The 25568-nt window shown below is 74.4% G+C and carries 30 protein-coding genes; 18 read left to right on the top strand and 12 right to left on the bottom strand.

The window, feature by feature from the left end; genetic code table 11:
- Nucleotides 1–8: 8 nt before the first annotated feature.
- Nucleotides 9–914: an SDR family NAD(P)-dependent oxidoreductase gene (locus ABT006_RS00310; RefSeq protein WP_350701482.1), complete on the top strand. Its 906-nt coding sequence runs from the start codon at nucleotides 9–11 to the stop codon at nucleotides 912–914.
- Between the two features lie 19 nt (nucleotides 915–933).
- Here ABT006_RS00310 and ABT006_RS00305 read toward each other — a convergent pair whose 3' ends face one another.
- On the bottom strand, nucleotides 934–1515 hold the full coding sequence (locus ABT006_RS00305) for a DUF4190 domain-containing protein (RefSeq protein WP_350701480.1): 582 nt from the start codon (nucleotides 1513–1515) through the stop codon (nucleotides 934–936).
- A gap of 174 nt (nucleotides 1516–1689) precedes the next feature.
- On the opposite strand from ABT006_RS00305, the gene ABT006_RS00300 reads away from it, so the two are divergent.
- Nucleotides 1690–2886, top strand: a complete 1197-nt coding sequence (locus ABT006_RS00300) for an acyl-CoA dehydrogenase family protein (protein WP_350701479.1) — start codon at nucleotides 1690–1692, stop codon at nucleotides 2884–2886.
- A 12-nt stretch (nucleotides 2887–2898) separates the two neighbouring features.
- Here ABT006_RS00300 and ABT006_RS00295 read toward each other — a convergent pair whose 3' ends face one another.
- From ABT006_RS00295 to ABT006_RS00280, 4 genes are all read right to left on the bottom strand, one after another.
- The gene (locus tag ABT006_RS00295; RefSeq protein ID WP_350701477.1) at nucleotides 2899–3648 is read right to left on the bottom strand and encodes a hypothetical protein; all 750 of its coding nucleotides are present in this window, start codon (nucleotides 3646–3648) and stop codon (nucleotides 2899–2901) included.
- An 80-nt stretch (nucleotides 3649–3728) separates the two neighbouring features.
- Nucleotides 3729–4136, bottom strand: coding sequence for a CoA-binding protein (locus ABT006_RS00290; protein ID WP_350701476.1), 408 nt, complete (start codon nucleotides 4134–4136; stop codon nucleotides 3729–3731).
- A gap of 22 nt (nucleotides 4137–4158) precedes the next feature.
- The gene (locus tag ABT006_RS00285) at nucleotides 4159–4887 is read right to left on the bottom strand and encodes a hypothetical protein (protein WP_350701474.1); all 729 of its coding nucleotides are present in this window, start codon (nucleotides 4885–4887) and stop codon (nucleotides 4159–4161) included.
- A gap of 23 nt (nucleotides 4888–4910) precedes the next feature.
- Nucleotides 4911–6980 (bottom strand): intein-containing Rv2578c family radical SAM protein, encoded by a 2070-nt coding sequence (locus ABT006_RS00280; protein WP_350702654.1) that lies wholly within the window; start codon nucleotides 6978–6980, stop codon nucleotides 4911–4913.
- A gap of 101 nt (nucleotides 6981–7081) precedes the next feature.
- On the opposite strand from ABT006_RS00280, the gene ABT006_RS00275 reads away from it, so the two are divergent.
- A complete protein-coding gene (locus ABT006_RS00275) occupies nucleotides 7082–7501 on the top strand; it encodes a thiol-disulfide oxidoreductase DCC family protein (protein ID WP_350701473.1) in 420 nt (139 codons plus the stop codon).
- Here the strand turns inward: ABT006_RS00275 and ABT006_RS00270 are convergent.
- The 3 genes from ABT006_RS00270 to trxA all read right to left on the bottom strand — a co-directional run bounded on the left by ABT006_RS00270 (nucleotide 7465) and on the right by trxA (nucleotide 9317).
- Entirely contained in the window at nucleotides 7465–8382 is a 918-nt protein-coding gene (locus ABT006_RS00270; RefSeq protein WP_350701471.1) for an HTTM domain-containing protein, read from the bottom strand. The genes ABT006_RS00275 and ABT006_RS00270 overlap by 37 nt on opposite strands.
- Nucleotides 8379–8819, bottom strand: a complete 441-nt coding sequence (locus tag ABT006_RS00265; protein WP_350701469.1) for a hypothetical protein — start codon at nucleotides 8817–8819, stop codon at nucleotides 8379–8381. Before ABT006_RS00265 ends, ABT006_RS00270 begins: the two co-directional genes overlap by 4 nt.
- A 135-nt stretch (nucleotides 8820–8954) precedes the next feature.
- Nucleotides 8955–9317 (bottom strand): thioredoxin, encoded by a 363-nt coding sequence (gene trxA / locus ABT006_RS00260; protein WP_091098340.1) that lies wholly within the window; start codon nucleotides 9315–9317, stop codon nucleotides 8955–8957.
- A gap of 548 nt (nucleotides 9318–9865) precedes the next feature.
- On the opposite strand from trxA, the gene ABT006_RS00255 reads away from it, so the two are divergent.
- The 11 genes from ABT006_RS00255 to ABT006_RS00205 all read left to right on the top strand — a co-directional run bounded on the left by ABT006_RS00255 (nucleotide 9866) and on the right by ABT006_RS00205 (nucleotide 18547).
- On the top strand, nucleotides 9866–10381 hold the full coding sequence (locus ABT006_RS00255; RefSeq protein WP_091098336.1) for a MaoC family dehydratase: 516 nt from the start codon (nucleotides 9866–9868) through the stop codon (nucleotides 10379–10381).
- 61 nt (nucleotides 10382–10442) lie between these two features.
- Complete coding sequence (locus tag ABT006_RS00250) at nucleotides 10443–10964, top strand: hypothetical protein (protein ID WP_350701467.1); 522 nt, start codon at nucleotides 10443–10445, stop codon at nucleotides 10962–10964.
- A 144-nt stretch (nucleotides 10965–11108) separates the two neighbouring features.
- Nucleotides 11109–11732 (top strand): TrmH family RNA methyltransferase, encoded by a 624-nt coding sequence (locus ABT006_RS00245; protein ID WP_350701465.1) that lies wholly within the window; start codon nucleotides 11109–11111, stop codon nucleotides 11730–11732.
- Nucleotides 11733–11815: 83 nt separating this feature from the next.
- Entirely contained in the window at nucleotides 11816–12514 is a 699-nt protein-coding gene (locus ABT006_RS00240; protein ID WP_350701463.1) for a DUF6758 family protein, read from the top strand.
- A 133-nt stretch (nucleotides 12515–12647) separates the two neighbouring features.
- Nucleotides 12648–12806 carry a hypothetical protein gene (locus ABT006_RS00235; protein WP_007455302.1) on the top strand — a complete coding sequence of 53 codons (159 nt, stop codon included), beginning with the start codon at nucleotides 12648–12650 and terminating at the stop codon, nucleotides 12804–12806.
- A 6-nt stretch (nucleotides 12807–12812) separates the two neighbouring features.
- Nucleotides 12813–13685 (top strand): PH domain-containing protein, encoded by an 873-nt coding sequence (locus tag ABT006_RS00230; protein WP_350701461.1) that lies wholly within the window; start codon nucleotides 12813–12815, stop codon nucleotides 13683–13685.
- A 102-nt stretch (nucleotides 13686–13787) separates the two neighbouring features.
- On the top strand, nucleotides 13788–14717 hold the full coding sequence (locus ABT006_RS00225; RefSeq protein WP_350701460.1) for a SigE family RNA polymerase sigma factor: 930 nt from the start codon (nucleotides 13788–13790) through the stop codon (nucleotides 14715–14717).
- A gap of 56 nt (nucleotides 14718–14773) precedes the next feature.
- On the top strand, nucleotides 14774–16000 hold the full coding sequence (locus ABT006_RS00220; protein ID WP_350701458.1) for a hypothetical protein: 1227 nt from the start codon (nucleotides 14774–14776) through the stop codon (nucleotides 15998–16000).
- A 47-nt stretch (nucleotides 16001–16047) separates the two neighbouring features.
- Nucleotides 16048–16914, top strand: coding sequence for a PHP domain-containing protein (locus tag ABT006_RS00215; protein ID WP_350701456.1), 867 nt, complete (start codon nucleotides 16048–16050; stop codon nucleotides 16912–16914).
- Between the two features lie 40 nt (nucleotides 16915–16954).
- A complete protein-coding gene (locus tag ABT006_RS00210) occupies nucleotides 16955–17569 on the top strand; it encodes a MarC family protein (protein WP_350701455.1) in 615 nt (204 codons plus the stop codon).
- A 135-nt stretch (nucleotides 17570–17704) separates the two neighbouring features.
- Entirely contained in the window at nucleotides 17705–18547 is an 843-nt protein-coding gene (locus tag ABT006_RS00205) for a RecB family exonuclease (RefSeq protein ID WP_466021993.1), read from the top strand.
- A gap of 5 nt (nucleotides 18548–18552) precedes the next feature.
- On the opposite strand, the gene ABT006_RS00200 is transcribed toward ABT006_RS00205, so the two are convergent.
- Both ABT006_RS00200 and ABT006_RS00195 read right to left on the bottom strand, forming a co-directional pair.
- Nucleotides 18553–19410 carry an oxygenase MpaB family protein gene (locus tag ABT006_RS00200; RefSeq protein WP_350701452.1) on the bottom strand — a complete coding sequence of 286 codons (858 nt, stop codon included), beginning with the start codon at nucleotides 19408–19410 and terminating at the stop codon, nucleotides 18553–18555.
- Between the two features lie 164 nt (nucleotides 19411–19574).
- Nucleotides 19575–20003 carry a Fur family transcriptional regulator gene (locus tag ABT006_RS00195; RefSeq protein WP_350701451.1) on the bottom strand — a complete coding sequence of 143 codons (429 nt, stop codon included), beginning with the start codon at nucleotides 20001–20003 and terminating at the stop codon, nucleotides 19575–19577.
- A gap of 194 nt (nucleotides 20004–20197) precedes the next feature.
- On the opposite strand from ABT006_RS00195, the gene ABT006_RS00190 reads away from it, so the two are divergent.
- On the top strand, nucleotides 20198–20680 hold the full coding sequence (locus ABT006_RS00190) for a DUF2231 domain-containing protein (protein ID WP_350701449.1): 483 nt from the start codon (nucleotides 20198–20200) through the stop codon (nucleotides 20678–20680).
- 115 nt (nucleotides 20681–20795) lie between these two features.
- Here ABT006_RS00190 and ABT006_RS00185 read toward each other — a convergent pair whose 3' ends face one another.
- On the bottom strand, nucleotides 20796–21122 hold the full coding sequence (locus ABT006_RS00185; protein WP_350701448.1) for a hypothetical protein: 327 nt from the start codon (nucleotides 21120–21122) through the stop codon (nucleotides 20796–20798).
- Between the two features lie 241 nt (nucleotides 21123–21363).
- Between ABT006_RS00185 and ABT006_RS00180 the strand changes: the two genes are divergently transcribed.
- Together ABT006_RS00180 and ABT006_RS00175 are read left to right on the top strand one after the other, a co-directional pair.
- Nucleotides 21364–21546: a hypothetical protein gene (locus ABT006_RS00180; protein WP_350701446.1), complete on the top strand. Its 183-nt coding sequence runs from the start codon at nucleotides 21364–21366 to the stop codon at nucleotides 21544–21546.
- Nucleotides 21547–21914: 368 nt separating this feature from the next.
- The gene (locus ABT006_RS00175; RefSeq protein WP_350702739.1) at nucleotides 21915–22142 is read left to right on the top strand and encodes a hypothetical protein; all 228 of its coding nucleotides are present in this window, start codon (nucleotides 21915–21917) and stop codon (nucleotides 22140–22142) included.
- Between the two features lie 268 nt (nucleotides 22143–22410).
- On the opposite strand, the gene ABT006_RS00165 is transcribed toward ABT006_RS00175, so the two are convergent.
- Entirely contained in the window at nucleotides 22411–23046 is a 636-nt protein-coding gene (locus tag ABT006_RS00165) for a 5-formyltetrahydrofolate cyclo-ligase (RefSeq protein ID WP_350701444.1), read from the bottom strand.
- Between the two features lie 85 nt (nucleotides 23047–23131).
- Here ABT006_RS00165 and ABT006_RS00160 point away from each other — a divergent pair, with 85 nt between their 5' ends.
- A complete protein-coding gene (locus ABT006_RS00160; protein WP_350701442.1) occupies nucleotides 23132–25564 on the top strand; it encodes a diguanylate cyclase in 2433 nt (810 codons plus the stop codon).
- The last annotated feature ends 4 nt before the right edge of the window (nucleotides 25565–25568 follow it).

Raw genomic sequence — 25568 nt, 5'->3', positions numbered from 1 at the left:
ATCCTGGCATGGTGATTGACGCGCGAGCCGCGGACCGCTCCGGAAGCCGACCGAGACGGGACGTGAGCCGCCCCGGCCTGGCCCGGCGCACCCGGGCCGCCGCCGCGGCGAGCCCCGCCGGCACCGACGAGCCGGCGCCGCTGCCGGACCCGGTGACGATGCGGCTCGACGGGAAGGTCGCCCTGGTCACCGGGGCGGGCAGCCCGGACGGCATCGGGTACGCGACGGCGCGCCGGCTGACCGATCTCGGCGCCCGGGTGGCCATCGTCTCCACCACCCGACGCATCCACGAGCGGGCCAGCGAGCTGGGCGTCACCGGTTTCGTCGCCGACCTCACCGACGAGTCGGAGGTCGGAGCGCTCGCCGACGCGGTCACCGAGCAGCTCGGCGACGTGGAGGTGCTGGTGAACAACGCCGGGCTGGCCAGCCGGGCGAGCCCCGAGGTGCTGCGCCCGGTCGCCCAGCTCAGCTACGACGAGTGGCGCGGCGAGATCGACCGGAACCTCACCACCGCGTTCCTGTGCAGCCGGGCCTTCATCGGCGGCATGGCCGAACGGGGCTGGGGCCGGATCGTCAATCTCGCGGCCACCGCCGGGCCGGTCAACGCCCTGCCGACCGAGGCGGCGTACGCGGCGGCCAAGGCGGGCGTGGTCGGGCTGACCCGGGCACTGGCGATGGAGATGATCGCCGACGGGGTGACCGTCAACTCGGTCGCCCCGGGCACCATCCACACCGCGGCCTCGACCGTCGCCGAGATCAAGCAGGGCCTCGGCACCCCGGTCGGCCGCCCCGGCACGCCGGACGAGGTGGCCGCGGCGATCACCTTCCTCTGTTCACCGGCCGCGTCGTACATCACCGGGCAGATGCTGGTGGTGGACGGCGGCAACAGCGTCCGCGAGGCACAGTTCCGCTGAGCCGGGCCGACGGCGGGCGTCAGTAGGTGGTGCCGTGGTCGCCGGCGGCGATGACCAGGGCGATCCAGCCGCAGCAGGCGACCAGGCCCAGCCCGGTGAAGACGTAGCTGAGGACGAGGCCCCAGGTGGCGAGCTGGTCGCCCTCCTCGCCCGTGGTGCGGATCTGCCGCTTGGCCAGGTGCCCGAGCACGATGCCGGCCGGGGCGAACACGAACGCGAGCACCAGCGACAGGATGGCCAGCACGTTGGTGCCGCCGCCAGGGCGGGGGCCGGACGGCGGGCCGTACTGCCCGTAGGGCACCTGCGGGGCGTACGGCGGCTGGTGCGCCCACTGCTGGCCGTGCGGCGGCTCGCCGGGCCGCTCGTAGGAGGGCTGCCCGTACGCGGGCTGCTCGTGGCCGGGCTGCCTGTACTCCGGCTGTTCGTAGGGGAGCGAACCGGAGGTGGGCTGCTCAAGGGCGTGCGGCTGCCCGGGCGACGGCGGCGGCTCGGACCACGACGGTGGTGGCTCGGACCGCGACGGGTCGTGGCCCGGCGGGGGCTCCCAGGGCGACGGCGGCCGGTCCGGATCGGGCGGGCCCGGCGGCGGTGGCTGGCTCACGGTCTCCTCCTGCCGGTGGCTGATCACGTCCCCTCTTGCCGGACGCTACCCGCAGCGGTGAACCTTTTCACAGCGGTTGTGTGGACTGGTCACCTTGGCCTCGCCCGCCAGGCGGCTGATACTGACCGAGCGTTCAGTTACCCATGAGTAAGGCGCCGACCCCCGGAGGCTGAGATGGCCCGACTCGCCCAGACGCCCGGCCTGACCGATGTGCAGCGGTCGATCCTGGAAACGGTCCGGGAGTTCGCCGACAAGGAGATCATCCCGCACGCGCAGCGGCTGGAGCACGCCGACGAGTACCCGACCGACATCCTCGACGGGATGCGCGAGATGGGCCTCTTCGGCCTCACCATCGACGAGGAGTACGGCGGGCTCGGCGAGTCCCTGCTCACCTACGCCCTGGTGGTCGAGGAGCTGTCGCGGGGCTGGATGTCGATCTCCGGCATCGTCAACACCCACTTCATCGTGGCGTACCTGATCTCCCAGCACGGCTCCGCCGAGCAGAAGGCCCGGCTGCTGCCGCAGATGGCGACCGGCGAGGTGCGCGGCGCGTTCTCGATGTCGGAACCGGAGTGCGGCTCCGACGTCTCGGCGATCAAGTCGAAGGCGGTCCGCGACGGCGACCGGTTCGTCATCAACGGCCAGAAGATGTGGCTGACCAACGGGGCGTACTCCTCGGTCGTGGCGACCCTGGTCAGGACCGACACCGGCGCGGACTCGGTCTACGGCAACATGAGCACCTTCCTGCTGGAGAAGGAACCCGGCTTCGGCGAGACCGCGCCCGGCCTGACCATCCCCGGCAAGATCGACAAGATGGGCTACAAGGGCGTCGAGACCACCGAGATGGTGCTCGACGGCGTCACCGTCCCCGAGACCGCCGTCCTCGGCGGCGCGGAGAAGGTCGGCCGCGGCTTCTACCAGATGATGGACGGCATCGAGGTCGGCCGGGTCAACGTCGCCGCCCGCGCCTGCGGCATCTCCATCCGCGCCTTCGAACTCGCTGTCGCGTACGCCCAGCAGCGCCGCACCTTCGGCCAGCCGCTCGCGAAGCACCAGGCGGTCGCCTTCAAGCTCGCCGAGATGGGCACCAAGATCGAGGCCGCGCACGCCCTCATGGTCAACGCCGCCCGCCTCAAGGACGCCGGCCAGCGCAACGACGTCGAGGCCGGCATGGCCAAGCTGCTCGCCTCGGAATACTGCGCCGAGGTCGTCCAGGAGGCGTTCCGCATCCACGGCGGCTACGGCTACTCCAAGGAGTACGAGATCGAGCGGCTGATGCGGGAGGCCCCGTTCCTGCTCATCGGCGAGGGCACCTCGGAGATCCAGAAGACCATCATCTCCCGCGGCCTGCTCAAGGAGTACAAGCTCTGACGGTCACGCCGGTCACCCACCGGCCGGCTCGACGGCCGGTTCCGGTGCGGTGACCGGCCCCACCGCCAGCACCTGCGGCCGTTCCCGGTACGCCTCGATCGCGGCCGCCAGGCGCTGCTCCGGCACCGCCACGTCCCGGCCGCCGACCAGCGGCGCCGGCTCCAACGACCGCCACACCCTCGGCCGCAGCCGCACCCCGGCGACGCGGCCGTCCTCCCGGTGCAGGCTCACCTGGTCGATGGTGGACCAGTCGTACCGTCGGCTGCCGTGCCGGATCCCGCTCGCGGTCAGCGCCAACCGCCCGGTGAACCGCACGCCGGAATAGGCGACGACTCCGGTCGCCGCCGCCGCCGCGACCAGGAGCACCAGCCGTACGACCCGGGCCCACTGCGGGTCGGCGGGCAGCAGCATGGTCACCACCAGCGTCGCCGCCGTCGCCCGGACCAGGTCGGCGGCCAGGTCGACCCGGCCGGCCAGGGACCGCCGAGCGACCAGACCTGGCTCGATCCCGTCCAGGCCGGCCACCCGTTCCCGCCAGACCAGCCGGGCGTCCCGCCGTGGCCGCCACCGCCGCAGCAGCGCGGTCAGAGCGACGAACAGCCAGAAGACGCAGACGGTCCCGTCGGCCTCGAACCGGGGAACCCGGGACAGTGCCGCGGCCACCAGCACCGTCACCGCCGCGGCCACCGTCGCGGCCAGCAGCCTGCGGGACCAGAGCCCGTCGTCGCGCTTCGGCCGTCGACCGGGCCGCCGGGGAGACACGGCCGCAGGGTACGACCCGCGGACAACCGCCACGGCGGGCGGCCCTTGCCGTTGCGGCGAGACCCTTTCCCCGAGCCGGGTCAGCTCAGTCGGGTGAGGCCGCCAGCGGCGCGTTCGACGATCAGGCAGCGGTCCTCGACGTAGTCGATGCCCGCCTCGGTGGCGATCCGCCGCGCCTCGGCCGAGACGATGCCGAGCTGCAACCAGACAGCCGGGGCGCCGATCGCCACCGCCTCGCGCACCACCTCGACCGCGTCCTGCGCCGGCCGGAACACGTCGACCAGGTCGACGGGGTGCGGGATGTCGGCCAGCGACCGGTAGACCCGCTCGCCGAACAGCTCGTCGGCGGTCGGGTTGACCGGGATGATCCGCCAGCCGTACCGCTGCATCTGCAACGGCACGCTGTGCGCGGCCTTGCGCGGGTCGCGGGACGCGCCCACGACGGCGATCACGGCGGAGTCGGCGAGGATCTGCTGAGCGGAGCGCACCCGCCGACTCTAACCCCGCCGCTCAGCCGCCGCCCCCGAGTACGCGGCGCAGCCGGGCGTGCTCCTCGGGCGTGCCGATCGCCGCGCGATGCTCCGGATGGGCGGCGTAGTGCCGGATCGCCCCGACCAGCAGCTCCGGCGCGACGTCCAGCTCACCGGTCTCGACGATTGCACGTCGGCGCGGAACCATCCCCCGGTGGCGGACCAACTCCGGGCTCCGCACCGGTAGCCGGAGGAAGCCGGACTGACGTGGCGAACCGAGCGGAGCCGCCGGGTCGAGGGCCTCCCAAGGTACGAAGGTGTGCCGCAGCGGGTCGCCTGCGGTGATCCCGGCCGGGGTGAGCGCGACCTCCGGGACCTGTCGCCAGAGGGCGACCGACAGGATCACGGCGAACGCGCCGGAGAGGCCCGCGAAGAACCACGACAGTCCGTCCTGATCGGAGAGGGACTGGTAGGTCAGCTGGTAGGCGAGGAAGGCGAGCAGGACGCAGCGGTAGCTCGTCCGGGTCTCGGGCGGCCCGAAGAAGGCGCGCTCCCGCTCGTCCACCCGCAGCGCGGCGTCGCCGGGTCGGCCGAAGACCCGGACCAGGCTCCAGATCAGCAGGAGCAGCGGCAGCAGCGTGAGGACGGGGGCGGAGCCGTCCGCGCGCACCGCCCATCCGGCGGCCGTGCCCCACAGCAGCCCGACGGTCAGCGCGACCGTCACCGCGATCCGTTGCCGGCGCAGTGCCCGGTCGATCGTCTCCCGCACGGCGGCAGGGTATCGCCCGGCGTCTACAGCAGACTGAGCTGCTCGGCGGCCGGCGGCGCGGGTGTCGGGTCGGGCAGGCGACGGTTGTCCCCGCGCTCGCCCCGGTGCAGCCCGTGCCGGCGCGACGCGATCCGCACCCGCGCCGTCAACTCCCGCTGGTAGGACTGCGGGGCGTACGCGCCGGAGCGGTAGAGCTCGCGGTAGCGGGGGACCAGATGGGGGAACTCGCGGCCGAGCCAGCGCGCGTACCACTCCCGGGCTCCGGGGCGCAGGTGCAGCGCCAGCGGGGTCACGCTGGTCGCCCCGGCCGCCGCGATCGCCGCCACCGTGGCGTCGATCGAGGCGTCGTCGTCGCTGAGCCCGGGCAGGATCGGCGCCATCAGCACCCCGACGTCGAAGCCGGCGTCGGTCAGCGCCCGCACCGCGTCCAGCCGTCGCCGCGGGCTGGGCGTGCCCGGCTCGACCGCGCGCCAGAGCCGCTCGTCGACGAAACCCACCGAGAAGGAGACGCCGACCCGGGTCACCTCGGCGGCCTGGCGCAGCAGCGGCAGGTCCCGCAGGATCAGCGTGCCCTTGGTGAGGATCGAGAACGGGTTGGCGAAGTCGCGCAGCGCCGCGATGATCTGCGGCATGAGCTGGTAGCGCCCCTCGGCCCGCTGGTAGCAGTCCACGTTCGTGCCCATCGCGACGTGCGCGCCCCGCCAGCGCGGCGCGGCCAGCTCCCGCCGGACCAGCTCACCCGCGTTTACCTTGACGATCACCTTCCGGTCGAAGTCCGCGCCGGCGTCCAGGTCGAGATAGGTGTGGGTGTTCCGTGCAAAGCAGTTGTGGCTCACGACGCCGTCGGCGATGAAGTCGCCGGTGCCGGTCGTGATGTCCCAGAGCGGCAACTCCAGCCCGAGGGGCTCGGTGCTGACCACCTGGAGCGCGGCCTGGCACTTCAGCGCGGCGCCCGCGATCGACCGCTTCCGGGTGATCGCCGGGTCAGTCAGGTGGAAGAAGCGCAGTCGTTCGGGCAGCCCTCCGGTCAGACGGATCTGTCGCACCCGGTTCGCGTGGCCTCCGTCCTCCAACACGGTCGTGAAGCCGAAGTGGCGCAGAGCATCCGACGCGTGGTCGAGGATCTCGTCGTCGCCGTTGCTGATCCGGAAGACGCCCTGGCTGCAACTGCCCTCGGCGTCGAAGATCCCGGCGAGGTAGCCCAGCCGCCAGTCGTCGGTGAGAGAGTCGGGCCACCGCACCAGAGTGGTGATCGCCTCGATCGAACGTCGCCGGGACGTACGGATCGCCTGGATGGCGCGCCGGGCTCCGCTGGGCGGGGTGAACGAGAAGCGGTCGGTCTCCACGCCGAAGTCGGCGAGGTAGCGCTCCGTACGACGCAGCGCCTCCTCGTCGGCGAGTGCGAGGCGGAACCGGTGTACCACTCCGTACGAATAGCGGTACGTACCGGGGTTCGCGTCACCGCGGATCATCCCGCAGAGGTAGCCCCGCCGGTAGTCGACCGAGTCCTTGGGGCCCGTGGCGAACCGGCCGGTGCCGATCAGGCGGTTGTTCGTGGTCAGGTAGGGACGCTGGCCAGCACCGTTCATCGCGCCGGTGACGTGTTTCCAACCCCGCTCCGAGAGGAAACGGTGGTCACCGCTGGCGACCAACGTCGTGCCGTCCTGCAGGGTGACGCGGTAGGCGGGCTTCACGGTGGACCACTTGCGCAGGACCGTGGTGACGACGTAGCGCCGGTAGGCGCCACGGCGCTCCGTCCCGTAGATCCGGTCACCGATCTCCAACTCGCTGATGGGCTTCGTACGCCCGTCGGCCATCAGGATCGGGGTGTCACCCGACAGGCAGTAGACGCATGCATGACTGCATCCCCGGTACGGGTTGATCGTCCACTCGAAGGGGACGCGGGACGCGCCGGGCACCTTGTTGATGATCGACTTGGCCCGGATCTCGTAGAACGTCATGCCGGCGAAGCCCGGGGTGTCGAAGGTGCGGACGATCGCGCCGGGCAGCGCCAGCGGCAGGGGTGGCGTCGCTGGCGCTGCCCGATCGGGGACCCCCTCGTCCGGGGGAGCGGAGAGGTTGTCCCAGCGCATGACCTTCATTCGAACACGCGTACGAGCGGAGCGCAAGCGACCCGCCGTGTTCCCGCCCACCTCGGCGTTCGGTCTGTGGCCGGCGGGTGGAGGATGGAGGCATGGAGAGGTCGACGTTCGTCTACGACGGGGACTGCGCGTTCTGCACCCGGTGCGCCGAGTTCATCGACCGGCGGATCCCCACGGGCGTGCACGTCGTGCCGTGGCAGTTCGCCGACCTCGACGCGCTCGGCCTGACCGAGGCGGAGTGCGAGGAGGCGGTGCAGTGGGTCGGCGCGGACGGCTCCCGCGCGGCCGGCCCCGACGCGATCGCGAAGCTGCTCGGCGACAGTGGCCCGCTCTGGCGGGTGGCCGGCACCGGCCTCCGGTTCCCGCCGGTACGCGCCGCCGCCTGGCCCGCGTACCGCTGGGTCGCCCGCAACCGGCACCGGCTCCCGGGCGGAACGGCCGCCTGCGCGCTGCCCCAGGAGGCGCGGGAGCGCCTCTACGGCCCGTCCGGTCGGCCGGCGGCGGACGCCTGACCGGCGAGTGACGGCGCCGGGCCGCCCGCGTCGACGGGCCGTCCGCTGGTCCCCTCGCGGCGGGTGAGCAGCCGGCGCGCCCAGACGACCGGCCGGACCCGTTCCAGCGGCAGGAAGCTGGTCATCGCGGCCAGGTGCGGGGCGAACGAGATGGTGATGGTCGCGACGGTGACGAGGTGGAAGGAGTAGAAGAAGCCGACCGTCGCCAGTCGCCAGCGTTCCCGCAGCAGGAAGACCACCGGGCTGAGCAGCTCGAACGCGACGATGCCGAACTGCGCCACGATCAGCAGGTACGGCACCGAGGCGATCAGGTCGGCCAGTTCGGTGCCGCGCCGGAGGATCGCCCGGGCCAGCACCGAGCCGGTCAGCCAGTCCAGCCCGCCGAAGCGCAGCTTGGCCCAGGCGGCCAGGAAGTAGGTGCAGATGACGGCGATCTGGGTGACCCGCAGGGCCCAGCCGCCGGCCTCGGTGCGGGTGGCGTCGCCGTGCCGGGCCCGGCCGGCGGTGGGCAGCACGGCCAGCGCGACGAGCAGGCCGAACCGGTCGTGGTCGACCTTGCCGTAGCTCATCGCGACGATCATCCACTCGAAGTAGAGCGCGAAGACGGCCCAGCCGAGCAGCCGGGGCGCCCGGCCGGTCGCGGCGAGCAGGGCGAGCAGCAGCAGGGCCCAGAAGATCACGGCGACCAGTGCTGGGGTGGGCGTGGGCAGCGGCAGCACCCGCCCGACGAACAGCGGCTGGTAGAGCTCCCCGGGCACGGCGACCCGGGTGCGGATCCACGGGGTGAACACGACCAGATCGGCGGCGACGAAGAGGTAGATCAGCGTCCGGAAGGCGGCCACCCGGCCGCGGGGCACCGGCTCGGTCAACCAGCGGCTCATCGGTCCGCCTTCCAGGAGACCACCGTCTCGTCGGTCCAGCGGCCGGTGGGCCGGCCGTCGCGGATGCCGTGCCAGCGGATCACGATGCGGACCTCCACCAGCTCGGCCGCGTCGGGGTGGCGTTCGGCGTACGCGTCGGCGACCTCGGTGAGCAGTTCGGGGTCGGCGGCGTAGCGGTCCTGCTGGCCCTCGATCTCGGCCCGGCGGATGCCGGTCGCGCGCTCGCCCAGGTCGACGACCGCGCCGGTGCTGTCGACGCCCTCGACCCGGGTGTCCGGGGCGGGGGAGTTCGGCGGGTTGGAGGTCGAGTACATCCGGAACGGGCCGAACGGGAAGTGGTCGTCGGTGCCCCAGACGGTGCCGGCGAGCAGGACGGCCAGGCCGAGGGCGGTGGCGGCGAGCCGGATCGCGCGTCCACGGCTGGTCAAGGTCTCCATCGGGTCGTGACGATACGGGATGTACCGCCCGCTCCGGGTCCCTCCGACGGCCACTTGTCGCCGCCGGGCGGACGGGGTCGCGGACGCGACGACGGCCGGGCCCGTGGGGGCCCGGCCGTCGCGGATCGGGTCGGCTCAGTGCTGGTGACCGGCCAGCTTCTGCCGGACGTCGTCCATGTCGAGCGCCTGGACCTGCTCGATCAGGTTCTCCAGGGCGGACTCGGGGAGGGCGCCCGGCTGGGCGAAGACGATGACGCCGTCGCGGATCGCCATGATGGTCGGGATGGAGCGGATGTCGAACTTGGCACCCAGCTCCTGCTGCGCCTCGGTGTCGACCTTGCCGAAGACGATGTCGGGGTGCTTCTCCGAGGAACGTTCGTAGACCGGGGCGAACCGCTTGCACGGGCCGCACCACTCGGCCCAGAAGTCGACGAGCACGATGCCGTCGCTGCCGGCCACCTCGTCGAAGTTTGCCGTGGTCAGCTCTACGGTTGCCATGAAAGTCTCCGATCGGCGCGGAATAGCTACGTCTGGTGGAACCAGGGCGTACCGCGTGGAATTCCCGACAGTTGCGCGCCGAAACGCGCGCTCACGGCCCGCGATGGTGGTCCCGCTCCCATCGACGGAGTTGGCTTTGCCCCGGGGTGCCGATCGCAAGTGCACGACGCATTTGCGTGACCAGTGGTGATGGGAGCGCTTCCATTAAGATCGACTCAACGGATCGGCGTAATTCAGCAATCTGGCGGTTGACAAGCGGCTATCCGGTGTGCGGAGATCGCCGAAGGCTCCCGGCGCGATGACGCAGAGTAGTGTTACAAAAAGATAAATGTGACCTCTGTCTCTGTTCGGTCCTCGTTGTCGTGCGGCAGAATCTTCCGCATCAGAGCGTGGGCGGCGGGTGCCGGGGAGGGCCCCGCCGCTCATTGCGTCTCCCCTCGGTAGCGCCGGTGTGACATTTCCGCACGGCCCGCGCCCCACCCATCGACTTAACACTCCATAAGGCATGCTGTGCCGAACTCCATCGCCGCCCGTCGAAGGGGACAAGGATGCAGTTCGGCCGCTACTACGAGGAGTTCGAGGTCGGCGCGGTCTACCGGCACTGGCCCGGCAAGACGGTCACCGAGTACGACGACCACCTCTTCTGCCTGCTCACCATGAACCACCACCCACTGCACATGGACGCGCACTACGCCGAGTCCGCGAGCCAGTTCAAGCGCAACGTGGTGGTCGGCAACTACATCTACTCCCTGCTGCTGGGCATGTCGGTGCCCGACGTCAGCGGCAAGGCCATCGCGAACCTCGAGGTCGAGTCGCTGCGGCACGTGGCGCCGACCTTCCACGGCGACACGATCTACGGCGAGACCACGGTGCTGGACAAGCGCGAGTCGTCCTCCAAGCCCGACCGGGGCGTGGTCTCGGTGGAGACCCGGGGTTACAACCAGGACGGCACCATGGTCTGCGTCTTCCGCCGCCGGGTGATGGTCCCCAAGAAGGAGTACGCGGCCACGACCGTGCCCGAGGGCGTGGACCCGGAGCGGCCGAGCTTCCCCGAGCCGCGCTGACGTCGACGGCCCCTTCCCGCCGGGTTCGTGTGGAAGGGGCCCTTTTCCCCTTCCGGGGCATATGCTGGCGCCGGAGGTCCCCATGAGCCACTCCGTCGCCGGAGAGCCGCCCTCTGCCGGCCGCCGCGCCGCACCGCTGACCACCGCCGTCTACTCCGCCACCGAGTGGGATCTGCTGACCAGCCTGCCCGGCCGGGTGATCGTGGCCGCCGCCGCGCCCGGCCCAGGCCGGCCCCGCCGGGGAGTCGCCGCCGGGCTCGCCGGCCTGGACGCGGTCGCGGCGGGTCGGGCCTTCGACAGCGATCTCGTCCGCGCGGTGGTCGCCGCCATCTACGCCCGCCACGACGGGGCCTCCCCGTCGGTCGACCGGCTCGCCGACCTGGTGGACCTGCTGGCCGCCTGCCGCGCGGCGACCCGGGTGCTGCGGCGGGCCGATCCCGCCGACTCGGCGGCGTACCGGCAGTGGGTGCAGTCCGTGGCGGCCCGGGTCTGCCGGGCGACACCCGGGGCCGAGGCGCTGCCGCCGGCGCCCGCCGACCGCCGCTTCCTCGACCGGCTCGGCGGCGCGCTGGGGCTGGGCTGAGCCGCCGTCGGCGCCCCGCGCCCGGCGAACCGCCGATCCGTCCGCTGCCGGCCGTCCCGCGCCCGGTGGCCCGCCGCCGCCGGACCGGGCCGCCGCCGGGGGTGCGGCCCGGGGCGGGGCTCGGGGGCCGTACCCTGCGTGACCGTGACCGGAGACCAGCTCGACGTCGGCGTGGGACCGTGGGCGGGGGACCCGCCGGACGACCCGCGGTACGACCCCGAGCTGCTCGCCGAGGGCGACCGGCGCAACGTGGTCGACCGGTACCGCTACTGGCGGCGCGAGGCCGTGGTGGCCGACCTGGACCGGCGCCGGCACGACTTCCACGTGGCGATCGAGAACTGGCAGCACGACTTCAACATCGGCACGGTCGTCCGCAACGCCAACGCCTTCCTCGCCGCCGAGGTGCACATCGTCGGCCGCCGCCGGTGGAACCGGCGTGGCGCGATGGTGACCGACCGCTACCAGCACGTGCGGCACCACGAGACCATCGAGGAGTTCGTCGGCTGGGCGGTCGCGCGGGAGTTGCCGGTCGTCGGCATCGACAACCTGCCCGGGTCGCGCCCGCTGGAGACCACCACCCTGCCGCGGCGCTGCGTGCTGCTCTTCGGGCAGGAGGGACCGGGCCTGTCCGACCCGGCCCGCACCGCCTGCGACCAGCTCTTCTCCATCGCACAGTACGGCTCCACCCGGTCGATCAACGCCGGCGTGGCCAGCGGCATCGCGATGCACGCCTGGATCCGCTCGCACGCCGGCCCGCCGCCCGCCTGAGGGGGTCGTTCCCGGCGCCGGCCGGCGGCACCGAAACCGGCGCTCCGCTTGACGGGGCGGCGGCGCGGGGTGACGGTGGGAAGGTGAGTGTCGCGGTGAGTTGTCCGAGATGTGGCGGGCCCGTGCGGGCGCCGGACCTGATGCACACCGAATCGCGCTGCCTGGACTGCGGGCCCGTCCCCCCGCTGCACGTGCCCGAGCACATCGGCGCGGAGATCGTCGCCAGCGTGGTGGACCGCATCACCGCCGCCGCCGACCTGCCGCGCCGGCCGGCGACGCCGCTCTGGTGCCCGTGGCCGCTGCCGCCGGGCTGGACCATGACCGGGGTGGCGTACGCCGGGGACGACCGGACCGGCGTGCGCGCCACGGCGGTCGCCTGCTCCGGGCCCGCGCCGCTCGGCGAGGGCCCCGCCGACCTGGTCTTCGTGGCCGAGGAGCCGGGCGTCGGCCTGGGCACCCGGTTCGCCGGGATGGCCGGCCCGGACCCGGGACCGGAACTGGCCGAGGCGTTGACCGACCCCGGGCCCGGCCACCCGGAGCACGTCGGGCAGGCCAGGATCAGGGTGGCCGGTCACCCGACTCCACTGTGGCTTGTGAACTCGCCTACGGATCGAAGCGCGTACGCCGGCGAGGCTCGGGGTTTGTGGCTCCATGCGATAGCCTGGCCGGCGAGTGCGGGTCACCTGCTCGCGGAAGACGTCGTGCTGCACGACCTGACCGAGTGGACACCGCCCGAACTCGTGTACGGCGCACCGTCTCCGTATCTGCACGGGAAGGCTTGACAAGCTCCAGGGCTTGACAGGGCTCCCGGAATGACGGAGAACGGACGCAGATATTCACTGTACGACACCACACTGATACTCTGGGTGCCGCTGCGGTAATGGGACCCGGCGCCGCGCGAGAGGATGGCCCGCCATGGTCAAGAAGGTCCTCACCTGGGCCGGAATCGCATTCTTGATCTTCTTCGTCGCCTATCGGCCAAATTCCGCCGCGGACGTGTTCAAGTCTCTGGGCGGCGGCATCATGGACATCGCACAGGGCTTCGGCGACTTTTTCACCAGCCTCGTCGCCTAGCCACCGATGGGTAACCCCTCCGGTCCACCCTTCGACCCCGACGACCCCGACCGGGAGCGCCGGGAGCGAGACACGGAGCCGATCCCCCGGCTCGGGCCCGACGACGGGCCGGGCTACGGCACCGGCCCGGGTCTCGGCGACGGCCCCTCCTTTTCGGACGACGTCGGCTACGGTGACGGCCCGTACGCCGGGGAAGGCCGGTCGGGCCGGGCTTGGATCCGTGACCCCGAGGCCGGCTACCAGCCGCCGCAGATCTCGGAGGACGAGCTGGCCGGCCTGCGGGCCGACGCCGCCGGCACGGCCCCACGCCGGGTCCTGCCGTTGGAGGACGAGCCCAGCTCGCTGGTCGCCCGCTACCTCTTCCCCACCGAGCGCTACCGCGGCGAGTGGAAGCGGCACTGGGTCCACCTCACCACCCCGCTGCTCGTCGGCATCGCCGCGACCTTCGTCCTCGGCTACCTCTCCGGCTTCCTCGCCGGGCAGGACGTCGGCGCCCTCACCACGATCGCCGTGCTGCTCTGGTTCGCGGTGATGGGCTGGGTGGCGTGGAAGGTCGCCGACTGGTGGTACGACCGCTTCATCCTGACCAACAAGCGGGTGATGGTGGTCAACGGAATCATCACCCGGAAGGTCGCGATGATGCCGTTGACCCGGGTCACCGACATGAAGTACGAGCAGACCCCGGCCGGCCGGGCGCTCAACTACGGCACGTTCGTGCTGGAGTCCGCCGGTCAGGAGCAGGCGCTCCGCGAGATCAAGAATCTGCCCAACCCGAACGAGCTCTACCTGCGCGTCGTCGAAGAGATGTACGAGCCGCAGGCGGTCGAGGCGCGGCTGGGCAAGGAGGCCGACGAGGCCAAGGCCGACGACGGGGCGTGAAACTTTTCGTCCGAACATCGGAGGAACTGCGCACCATTCGCCGTCGACCCGACCTGCCCGGCCGTGGCAACCTGCCAGGGGAACGGGGCGCGGAGGTGGCTGATGGCGAGCAGGGATCCCTTGGAGGAGGAGTTCCGCGACTTCGTCGCGGCCCGCTCCGGCGCCCTGCTGCGCACCGCGTACCTGCTCAGCGGGGACTGGGCGACCGCGGAGGACCTGCTGCAGACCGCGTTGACCAAGACCTACCTGGCCTGGAAGCGGCTCGGCGGGATCGAGGCGATCGAGCCGTACGCCCGCCGGGTCATGGTCAACACCTCGACGAGTTGGTGGCGTCGGCGCTGGCACGGTGAACGCCCCACCGAGGTGCTGCCGGAGCGTGCCGCGGTCGACGAGATCGAGCACCAGCTCGACCGTGACCTGCTCTGGCGCCACCTGAGCGCGCTGCCCACCCGGCAGCGGGCGGTGCTCGTGCTGCGCTACTACGAGGACATGTCCGAGGCGCAGACCGCCGCCCTGCTCGGCATCTCCCCGGGCACCGTCAAGAGCCAGACCTCGCGTGCCCTGGGCACGCTGCGCCGCCGGATGGGCGCCGAGGCCGCCCTCGACCTGTCGAGCGGGGCCGCGCCGACCCCGCCCCGGCCCCGGCGCGCTCCGGCCGGCCGGCCGGCACCCGCACCCGCCGATGCCGGACGGTCGCCGGCGTACGGCGCGCCGAGGATGGTGGTGGGCGCGGACGCGGCGGCTGTGGTCGCGGCGACCAACGCCCCGCCGCGCGTCGACGCACCGGACGTCGGGCCCGCGCCCGGGCTGCCCGCCTCCGACGCCGGGCTGCCCGGGCCGGACGCCGGGCTCACGCCGCCCGTCGGCGAGCCGGCGGCGGAGCCCGTTCCCGTGTCGTCGGGGGCGGCGCGGGCGGGCCGTGAGGAAGGATCTGCCCCGGGAACCCCGGCCGGCCCGGCGGGCGCCGACCACGACGAGGCGCGAGGCCTGCCGGTCGTACCGGCCGGCAGCGGTGCCGGAGAGCGTCGGTGAGCCGCCCGGCGGGCCCTGCTGACAACCGGACCGGCAGCCCGAGGCGTTCATACGGCGTGACCGAGGACGAGCTGGAGCAGGCGGTGCGGGAGACGTTCGCCCGCCGGGTCGCCGTCGCTCACCCGCTCGCCGCCGACCCGGCGGGCCTGGCGATCCGCCGGGCCGACCGGGCCCGGCGCCGGCGCACCGTGGCCGGGCTGGCGTTGGCCGCGGTCACCACCGTGGGAATCAGCACCGGGATCGCCCAGGTGGGGCAGCAGCCCGGCCGGCCGACCCATCCCACCGTCGTGCTCGGCGACCCGTACGCCTCGCCCCTGCCGAACCTGACCCCGACGCTGCCGGTCGCCCCACCGACCGACCCGGCGCAGGGCGCGGGCCGGGGCGAAGTGGACCTGATCCTCGGCGCGGTGCTCGCCACCACGAGCGGGCAGCGGCTGACGCTGCCCGACGTGGGCCCGGCCGAGCGCGCCCAGCGGCTGCCGGACGGCACCGGCTGGGCCGTGGTCGGCGCCCCGACGGCGGCCGGCCAGGCGCTGTGGGTGGTGCAGCCACACGGCGCGGTGCACCTGCTCCTGGCCGGGGCGCGGGACATCGCCCTCAGCCGCGACGGGCGTCAGGTCGCCTGGCGGGAGGGCGCCGAGCTGGTCGCCGCGGGGATCGTGGGCACCCAGGTCGTCGCCGCCGCCCGCACGCCGGTGCCGGCCGGGGCGGTGCCGGTCGGCTTCGCCGGCGCCGCCGTCCTGGTGCGCCTCGACGCGGACCAGCCCGGCCACACCCTGTGGCGTCCGGCGCAGGGCCCGCTGAAGAGCGGTGGCGACCGTGCGACCCTGCGGGTCTACGGCACCCGCCCCGACGGCGTGGTGGTCGCGCAGGTGTCCGCGGGCACGCCGCGCCGGCTCTGTCTCGCCCTGCTCGACCCGACCCGGGACCTCGCGCCCGCCCGGACCGGCTGCGGGCCCACCCTCGGCGACGACGGGCGCGGCGGCGTCTCGGCCGACGGCCGGTGGCTGCTGGTCAACGGGCGGGTGGGTGGCGAGGAGCGGGCGCTGCTGGTCGACCTGGACCGACTGGGCGCCACCCGGGCGGTCCGCCCGGCCGGGCCGCCCGTGCACGGGCCGGTGGCGTGGACGCCCGAGGGGACGGCGTACTACTCCGACGCCCGCGCCGGCCTGGTGCGCGTCGACGTGAGCCGGGTGCTCGCGGGCGAGGAGTCGTCGGGCGCCCCGGTCAGCGGCCTGGGCGACGGGCAGCGCCCGATCCCGGTCGGCCGCGACGGTTCCTGACCACGCCCGCGCGCCGGGCGTCGGCGGTGGCCGGTAGCGTCGGGGCGGTGAGCGCGCGCCCGCGGATCGACCTGCACACCCACTCCACCGCCAGCGACGGCACGCTCAGCCCCGCCGAGCTGGTGCGGGCGGCGGCGGAGTCGGGGCTGGACGTCGTGGCGATCACCGACCACGACACCACCGCCGGCTGGGAGCCCGCGCTGCGGGCGCTGCCGGCCGGGCTCAGCCTCGTCCGTGGGGCGGAGATCTCCTGCCGCTGGTACGGCGAGGAGCCGGCGGTGGCGCTGCACCTGCTGGCGTACCTCTTCGATCCGGACGCCCCGGAGCTGGTCGCCGAGCTGGCCCGGGTGCGAGCCGCGCGGGAGGAGCGGGGCGAGCGGATCGTGGCGCTGCTGCGGGCCGACGGGATCGACGTGAACTGGCCGGAGATCCTGGCCGGCGCGGCGGGCGGCTCGGTGGGCCGGCCGCACATCGCCCAGGCGCTGATCCGGGCCGGCCTGGTGGCCACCACGACGGAGGCGTTCGGGCCGGACTGGCTGGGCGAGCGCTACCGGCTGCCGAAGGAGGACATCGACGTCTTCCACGCGGTCCGGCTCATCCGCGCGGCGGGCGGCGTGCCGGTCTTCGCCCACCCCCGGGCGACCCGGCGGGGGCGGATCGTGCCGGACGCGCTGATCGCCGACCTGGCCGCGGTGGGCCTGGCGGGGCTGGAGGCCGACCACGAGGACCACTCCCCGGCCGAGCGGGCGCACGTCCGCGCCCTCGCCGGCGAGCTGGGCCTGCTGGTGACCGGCTCGTCGGACTTCCACGGCACGCACAAGACCGTCCGGCTCGGCGCGTTCACCACCGACCCGGAGGCGTACGAACGGATCCTCGCCGAAGCGAGCGGGGTGACCGGGATCGCTTCCGGCTGATCCGCGTTTCAGTCTCCGTCGGCGCGGCTACGTTGATCACGTGGATGCCAAGCTGTTCGGTGAGGTCTTCGTGACCCTGCTGGTGATCGTCGACCCGCCGGGCATGATGCCCATCTTCCTGGCGCTGACCGGCCCGCTCACGGCCCGGGACCGCAACCGGGCGGCCTGGCAGGCCGTCGCCCTGGCGCTTGGCGTGATCGTCATCTTCGCGGTGGCCGGCCAGACGCTGCTCGACTACCTGCATGTCGACCTGCCGGCGTTGCAGGCCGCCGGCGGCCTGCTGCTCATCCTGGTGGCGTTGGAGCTGCTGACCGGCAAGGCCGACGACCCGAGCCAGCAGGTCACCTCGAACATCGCGCTGGTGCCGCTGGGCACGCCGCTGCTGGCGGGTCCCGGCGCCATCGTCGCCACCATGCTCTTCGTCCAGCAGGCCGACGGCGGGTCGGACTACACCGCCATCGCCGCCGCGATCGTCGCGGTGATGGTCGCGGTCTGGGTGGTGCTCCGGTTCTCCGGTGGGATCGTCAAGATCCTGCGCCCGGGCGGGATCGAGGTGCTGACCCGGATCGCCGGCCTGCTGCTCGCGGCGATCGCGGTGCAGCTCATCGCGGACGCGGTGGCCGCCTTCGTGACCCAGTACGCCAACATGGCCTGACCGGCGCCCGGGTTTGTCGGGGCCGGATGGCAGGATCCAGGTGTGCGACGAGCCTCTTCAGCCGGACGGTCCTCCGCCGCGGGCCGGGCGCCCCGTCCCCGCGGCGACCAGCCCGAGCAGCTCGGCTTCGAGGGCATGCCGGAACGGCTCTTCGTCTGCACCCCCAGCAAGCTCGGCGCCTACGCGGACTGCCCCCGGCGCTACCGCTACTCCTACGTCGACCGCCCGGCCCCGCCCAAGGGCCCGCCGTGGGCGCACAACTCCCTCGGCGCGAGCGTGCACACGGCCCTGAAGAACTGGTATGCCCTCAGCCCCGAGCGGCGCCGCCCCGAGGCGCTCGCCGCGCTGCTCAAGGGCACCTGGGTGCGCGAGGGCTACCGCGACGAGGAGCAGGAGCGGGCGGCCTACCGGCGGGCGCTGGGCTGGCTGGAGTCCTACGTCGAGACCCTGGAGCCGGGGGTCGACCCGCTCGGCGTGGAGCGGGTGGTGGCGGTCAAGACCGGGGTGCTGGCCTTCAACGGCCGGGCCGACCGGATCGACTCCCGCCCCGGGCCCGAGGGTCCCGAGCTGGTCATCGTGGACTACAAGACGGGCCGCACCGGGCTGGACGCCGACGACGCGCGCGGCTCCCAGGCACTGGCGCTCTACGCGTACGCCGCCGAGCGGGTGTTCCGCCGGCCGTGCCGCCGGGTGGAGCTGCACCACCTGCCCACCGGCACGGTCGCGGCGCACGAGCACACCGTCGAGTCGCTGGCCCGGCAGCTCACCCGGGCCGAGGAGACCGCGCGCGACATCATGGCCGCCGAGCGGGCGGTCGTCGACGGGGACGACCCCGACGACGCCTTCCCCACCACGCCGGGTCCCCGCTGCGGCTGGTGCGACTACCGGCGCACCTGCCCGGCGGGGGCGCAGACGCCCGGCAAGGAGCCGTGGGCGGCCGTCGAGCAGCCCGCCGACCGGCTGCCCGGCCGGGACTGAACGGTTCAGGCGGGGGTGCGGGCGAGGCGGGCGGCGCGTTCCTTCGCGGCCTGCTGCAACGGCCCCTCCCGCCAGCGGCGGGGCACCGCGGCGAGGGTCAGCCGCAGCGCCCGCACCGTCAGGTCGGCCGAGAGCGCGGTGGTCGGCAGGCCCAGGCCGCCGTACAGCCGCCGGGCCCAGGCCGGCAGCAGCGCGAACGCGGTGCCGGCGATGCCGAAGTACGCCCAGCGGGCCGGCCCCAGGTTGAGCCCGATCCGGGCGGGCAGGCTGAGCTTCCACGGGATCGGCGGGGCGGTGAGGAAGAGCGCCGTCTCGGCCGCCTCGCGGGTGATCCGCAGCTCCGGGCGGATCCGCCGGTAGTAGTCGGCCACCTCGGCGGCGGTGCCGGGGACCGTCTGCGGGTCGAGGCCCACCAGCGCGGCGGCGCGCCGCTGCTCGGTGTAGTAGCCGTCGATCTCGTCGGCGGTCAGCGGCAGCCCCGCCCGGCGGGCCGTGTCGAGGAACGACTCGATCTCGGTGACGTGCACCCAGCGCAGCAGGTCGGGGTCGTCGACGCGGAACTCCTCCCCGGTGGACGGGTCGGCCGCCCGCAGGCGGGCGTGCCGCCGGCGTACCCGCCGCCCGGCGGCCTCCGCCTCCGCGGTGGTGCCGTAGATGGTGGTCGCCACGTAGGTGGCGGTGCGGACCAGGCGACCCCAGGCGTCGGAGCGGTAGTCGCTGTTCTGGGCGACCCCGGCCATCGCGCGGGGATGCAGTGCCTGGAGGTAGAGCGAACGCAGGCCGGCGACGATCAGGATCGGCTCCTCGTGCACCTTCCACGTGACCGAACCCGGACCGAACAGACCGAGGTCATCGGAGTCCACCGACCAAGCGTGCCATGCCCCGCGACCCTCCGCCCCGGGCAACGGACGTCAGCCCGTCGGCCGTCCCGTCGTCGGCGGGAACGGTCGGTTGTCGGCGCAGCGGCAGAGCCAGGGCCTGCGGGGCGGTCAGGCGTCGGTGGCGCGGCGGATCCGGCGCGGCCGGGTCAGTCGTCAGCGGAGCGGCGGGCCTGGCAGGTGGGGCAGAGGCCCCAGAAGGTCACTTCCGCCTCGTCGACCTCGAACCCGTGGGCGATGTCCGGGTCCAGGCAGGGGGCCCTGCCGACCGCGCAGTCGATGTCGGCGATCTCGCCGCAGCCCCGGCAGACCACGTGGTGGTGGTTGTCCCCGGCCCGCGCCTCGTAGCGGGCGGGGCTGCCGGCCGGCTCGATCCGGCGGGACAGCCCGGCCCGGGACAGCGCGCCGAGCACGTCGTAGACGGCCTGGGTGGAGACGGAGTCGAGGCGCTCGCGGACCCGCCGGGTGATCTCGTCCACCTCGAGGTGGCCGCCGGCGGCCAGTACGTCGAGCACGGCGAGGCGCGGCCGGGTGACCCGCAGGCCCCTCGACCGGAGCAGCTCCTCCCCGCCGGACATCTGTCAATGACAGCACGCGGTGACCGGGTCGACAACCGGCCTCCGGCAGAGGGTGGCCCCGGCCACAGCCGGCCTGCCCGTCCGGGCGGTGAACCGGACCGGTCCGGGGCGCGTGTAGCGGATCGAGAGTTCTGGGCGGGGCGGCCGGCGCACCGTACGCTGGCAACCCGCGACCACGTACGCCGGAGGTGTGGATGTTCAAGGAGATCCTGGGTCTGCCGGCCCACGTGCTGGTGGTGCACGCGGTCGTCGTGCTCGTGCCGCTGCTGGCCCTGCTCTCCGCCGCGTACGTGGCGCTGCCCCGGTTCCGGCCCCGGCTGGACTGGGCGGTGGCGATCCTCGCCGTGGCGGCGCCGGTGACGGCCTTCGTCGCGGTCGAGTCCGGCGAGGAGCTGAACGACGCGTTCCTGGCCCGGGGCATGCAGGGCCCGATCGTGGACCAGATCCTCGAGCACTCGCGCTACGGCGACATCCTGTTCTGGTACGCCCTGCCGCTGGCCGTGGCGTCGCTGCTGCTGCTCGTGGTGACGAGCGGGCACCCGCGCGTGCCGAGGCTGCCGTCCTGGCTCACGCCGGTGCTGTCGGTCGTGGTGGTCGCGCTCGGCGTCGTGAGCCTGGTCTACACCTACCTGACCGGCCACTCCGGCGCCGAGGCGGTCTGGGGCAACACCCTCTGACACCCGCCCCTGGCCTCCGCGATCCTGCGCTCTCGGCCCGCCTTCCGTCCCCGTTCGCGCGCTTCGCCACTGCGGTAACCGCAAGATCGCGCTAGGGGAGTGAGGGTGGGGTGGGTCAGAAGATCAGGCGTGAGCAGAGCAGGCAGATCAGGACTACCAGCACCGCGCCGGCCAGCGCGCCGACGCCGTACGTGAGCCGCTGCGCCCGCTGTTCCGCCGTGTCGAGCCCGGCCATGTCCTGCGGGGGCAGCCGCCGGGGCGGTGGCGGTCGCAGGTGCACCGGCGGTCGCCACCCGGCCGGGGGCGGGGTGGTGGCCGGCGGGCCCACGTAGCCGCCCCCGGGCGCCGGCGTCGACGCGGCCCGGGTCCCGGACTGCTCCGGCGTGGTGTCGGGCCGCCGCCAGTACTCGTCCGGGGCGCTGCCGGAGGTGGGGGTCGTCACGCCGTCCGACGCTACCAACGCTCCGCCCCGGTGACCGGTCGGACGCGGCCGGCCCACCGGCGGGTCGGCGCCGGACACCCCGGTCAGCCGTGGCCGGACAGCCTGGCGAGCTGTGGCCGGACAGTCTGGTCAGCCGTGGCCGGACGCCCCCCGGCCAGCGGTGTCGGCGGGGCACCGGGGCACCGTGGCGGACCTGGTTCGACGCGGTGACCCGGTCGCGGCTGCGCTAGTCTTGCCGCTCGTGAGCACCGAGTTTCCTCCGACGCCGGCGGTACGCGGCGACGACGACCGTACGGTCGACCTGAGCGACGACTTCGTGGTGCTGCCCGAGCAGACCGCCGACGACACCGACCGGGGCTGGGGCGAGCGTTCCGGCGGCAACGACGACTGGCTGCTCGCGGAGCGCCCGCCGCACTGGGACTGAACCGGCTGCCAGGCGATCCGCCGGCACCCCGGGCCGCTTCCGCGCACCTGCCGGTATTCCGGGCCGCTTCCGCGCGACCCGCAGGCACCCGGGCCCGCTTCCGCGCCTGTGGAGAAACCCGGCGGCCTGTGGACAACGCCCCCCGGACCTGTGGATGACGCGGGCGGCCCTGTGGACAACCGCCTGCCGGCGACCGCGATCACCCGTCGCGCCGACCGGGTGCGACCAGGCGGGTCCGATATGCCGCCGCGGTCGACCAGGGACCTGAGACGGCGAGCCAGGAGGCGGGGGTCGTGGCCCTACACCGGTGGCCTGCACGGCGGGACGTGCCCGGGGCGGGCGGGGCCGGCCCCGGGACAGGATGCGGCGTGCGTCAGGAGGCGCTGGCGGTGCTGGCGGCCGGGGTCTTGCTCGCTCCGCCGCCGGAGCCGTTCGAGCTGGACGACGACGAGGGCGCCGAGGACGACGAGGACGAGGCGGCGGTCGAGCCGCTCGACGAGCCGGAGTCGCCGCCGGAGGAGGACGAGTCGGACTTCGCCGGCTTGGCGCCGCCGCTGCCGGTGTCGCTGCCCGAGGTGCGGGAGTCCGTGCGGTAGAAGCCCGAGCCCTTGAACACGATGCCGACCGAGTTGAAGAGCTTGCGCAGCCGCCCCTCACACGCGGGGCACTCGGTCAGCGGCTCGTCAGAGAAGGACTGCACCGCCTCGAGCTGGTGGCCGCACGCGGTGCAGGCGTACTGGTACGTGGGCACGTTCTCCTCCGGATCTGGCACGGCCGGTTGGCACTCGACGTCTTCGAGTGCCAATGGTGCGTCATCGCCCCCGGATTCGTCCAGCGGAAGTGTGGGGCGCGACACCGCCGCCCTCAGGCGCGACCCGCCGCGTCCCGGGGGGCGGCGTCAAGCGTACGCAGGCCGTCGGCGGGAGTGACCACCGCGCGCACCGGGCGGTCGTGCGGCTCGGCGGGCAGCGACCCGACCAGTTCCCCGTCGTGCAGCGGCACCACGGTCAGCGCGGTCGCGGGCACCCGGGCCAGCGCCCGGTCGTACGAGCCGCCGCCCCGGCCCAGCCGCAGCCCCCGGCGGTCCACCGCCAGCGCCGGCACCACCACCAGCTCGGCCGCCGTCACCGCGTCCCGGCCCAGCCGTGGCCCCGCCGGCTCGCGCATGCCCCGGCCGGCGGCCACCAGCGCGTCCGCCCCGGCCCAGGCCGCCCAGTCCAGGTCGAGGTCGGCACAGAGCACCGGCAGCAGCAGCTCGGCCCCCGGCGGCAGCGCCGCGTGCAGCACCGCCGGCAGGTCGGGCCCGCCGGGCTCGGAGCCGACCGGCACGTACGCCGTCATCCGGCGCGGGCGCAGCCGGCGTACGAGAGCCACCAGCTCGGCCTGGACGCGCCCGGCGGCCTCGGCCCGCGTCGGCGCGGTCAGCGCCCGGCGGGCGGCGAGCACGGCGGCGCGCACGTCCCGCTTCGCCGCTTCCGCTTCATGAGAAAAATCGGGCACGCAACACTCCTGACGCAACGTTTGCCACCTGGTTGCTCTGTGTCAGCATCGCAAGCGACGGCGGCGGAACTTCCGGGGGGACCGAGTGACGCTACGCGGGCGGTTGACCACAGCCTTCCTGGCGGTGGTGCTCGGCCCGGTCCTGCTCGGGGCGTTCTTCGTCGGTTCGACCGTGGTGGCCGTCGACCGGAGTCGGTCCACCGAGCGGCTGGCGGTGGCCGCCGCGACCGTGCGCACGTCGGTCGACGCCCTCTGCCAGCAGTTGCGGGCCGCCGCCGACGCGGTGGCCCTGACCGGCGACCGGCCCGGCGCCGCGGGCCAGGTGGTCAGCCGCGGCCTGGCGGCCGCCGTGCGGGTCACCGACGTGGCCGGCCGGGTCACCTACGCCTCGCCGGGCGGGCCGCCGGAGCCCTGGCGGGACTGCTCCACCGCCGCGCCGGCCGCCGGTCCGGTGCGGGCGCTCGCCGTCCGGGTCGACCTGCGCGACCGGTCCGGCGGGTCGCTGGGCACGGTCGCCGCGGCGCATCCGGTCGACCCGGCCTTCGTGGCGCGGCTCGCGGCCGTGACCGGCGTGGCGGTCACCCTGCTCGACGACGCCGAGGTGCCCGTCCGGCTCGCCCACTCCACCGAGTCGACCGGGGTACGCGACGCCGTGCTCGCCGCCGCCGGCACCGTCGACGGCGAGCGGGTCACCGAGACCGCCGACGGCCGGTACGTCCGTCGGGTCGGCCCGTCCGCCGGGCAGCCCCTGCCGCTCGTGCTCTCGGTCCCCAGCGACCAGCCGCCCGGCCTGTACGCCGCTCTGGTCGCGGCGGTGCTCGTGGCGGCCCTGCTGGCCGTGGTGGCCGCCGGGCGGCTGGCCCGGGTGACCACCCGGCCGCTGGTGGAACTGGCGGGCGCGGTGGACCGGGTGGCCCTCGGCGACCTGACCGTCCGGGTGCCGGTGCGCAGCCGCGACGAGATCGGCCGGCTGGCCGGCGCGTTCAACCGGATGACCCGGGAGACCGGCACCTACGTGGCGGCGCTGACCAGCAGCCGTGACCAGTTGCGCGGGCACCTCGCGGTGCTGGGGGACACCCTGGCCAGCACGCACGACCTGCAACGCATCCTGCGGGTGATCCTGCACAGCGCGATCGCGGCGACGGGCGCCCGGGCCGGCGCGGTGCTGCTGGTCGACGACGGCGGGGTGCTCGTGGCGCAGTGCGCGGAGGGGCTGGACGGCCGCTGCCCGCCCGACGAGCGGGCCGGGCCGCTGCGGGTGCCGCTGGGCAGCGGCGTGCTCGGGGCCGTCGCGGCGACCGGCGAGCCGCAGCGCGGCCGGGCGGAGCCCTCCGCCGTGCCGCCGGGCGAGCCGCGCTGCCGGACGTACGTCGCGGTGCCATTCGCCGCCCCGGGCGCTACGGGCCCGGTCGACGCCGCCCGCGCGGACGCCCCGCCCGCCCGGCCCGGGTCGTCGGAGCCGGTCTCCTCGCCCGGGGCGCTCGGTGTGCTGGCCCTCTACGACCGGCTCGGCGCGGACGAGTTCGACGACGACGACCTGGTCACCCTGCGGACCTTCGCCGGCCACGCCGCCGTGGCGGTGGACAACGTGCGGGTGCACGAGGAGGCGCAGCGGCTCTCGCTGACCGACCCGCTGACCGGGCTCTGGAACTACCGCTACCTGCGGGAGTCGATCCGCCGGGAGGTCGAGCGGGCGAACCGGTTCGGCCGGATGCTCAGCGTCCTCGCCCTCGACCTGGACCGGTTCAAGGACGTCAACGACACGCACGGGCACGCGGCCGGCGACGCCGTGCTGGCCGAGTTCGCCCGCCGGGTGCGGGGCGAGATCCGCGAGGTCGACCTGGCCTTCCGGCAGGGCGGCGAGGAGTTCGTGGTGCTGCTGCCGGAGACCGACGCCCGGGGGGCGGCGATCGTCGCGGAGCGGCTCGGCGCGGCGATCAGGGAGGCCCCGATCGCGGCCGACGGGCACGGCGGCGGCGCGCCCGTGGCCATCGCGGTGACCGTCTCCATCGGCATCGCCGTCTATCCCGGCCACGCCAGCACGGGCCAGGAGGTGCTGGACGCCGCCGACGACGCGCTCTACGCCGCCAAGGCGGCCGGCCGGGACACCTGGCGGATCGCCGACGACCGGGCCGACGACGACGAGCGGGCGGACCCGGGCCGGGCGGACGACGAGCGGGCGGACGCCGCTCGGGCCGGCGGGGAGCGGGCGGGCGGCGGCCGGGCCGGCGAGGAGCCGGTCGCCCACGGCCGGGCCGACCAGCCGGCCCGGGAGATCCCCGTCCCGGCGGGCGCGGTCAGCCCCGAGGACGGGATGCCGCGCGCCGGCGCCCCGCGCCAGCCGGCCCGGACCCGCCCCGAACCGGCCGATCCGGTCGACGCCGAGCCGCGCGGCGCGCCGGCCGGGCCTGGGGCCGAGCCCCGGGCCGCGCCGGCCGGACCCGGTCCCGCGCGGCCCGGCACGAGCGGCGGCGCGTCTTCCGGTCCTCACCCTCCACGGCAGAGCCGTGGCCGATAGTCTC

It is taken from the genome of Micromonospora sp. NPDC002717 (assembly GCF_040295705.1).
In the GTDB taxonomy this organism is placed as follows: Bacteria; Actinomycetota; Actinomycetes; order Mycobacteriales; family Micromonosporaceae; genus Micromonospora.
Note: the sequence above shows the minus strand (reverse complement) of the source record. Positions and strands in the feature narration are given on the sequence as shown.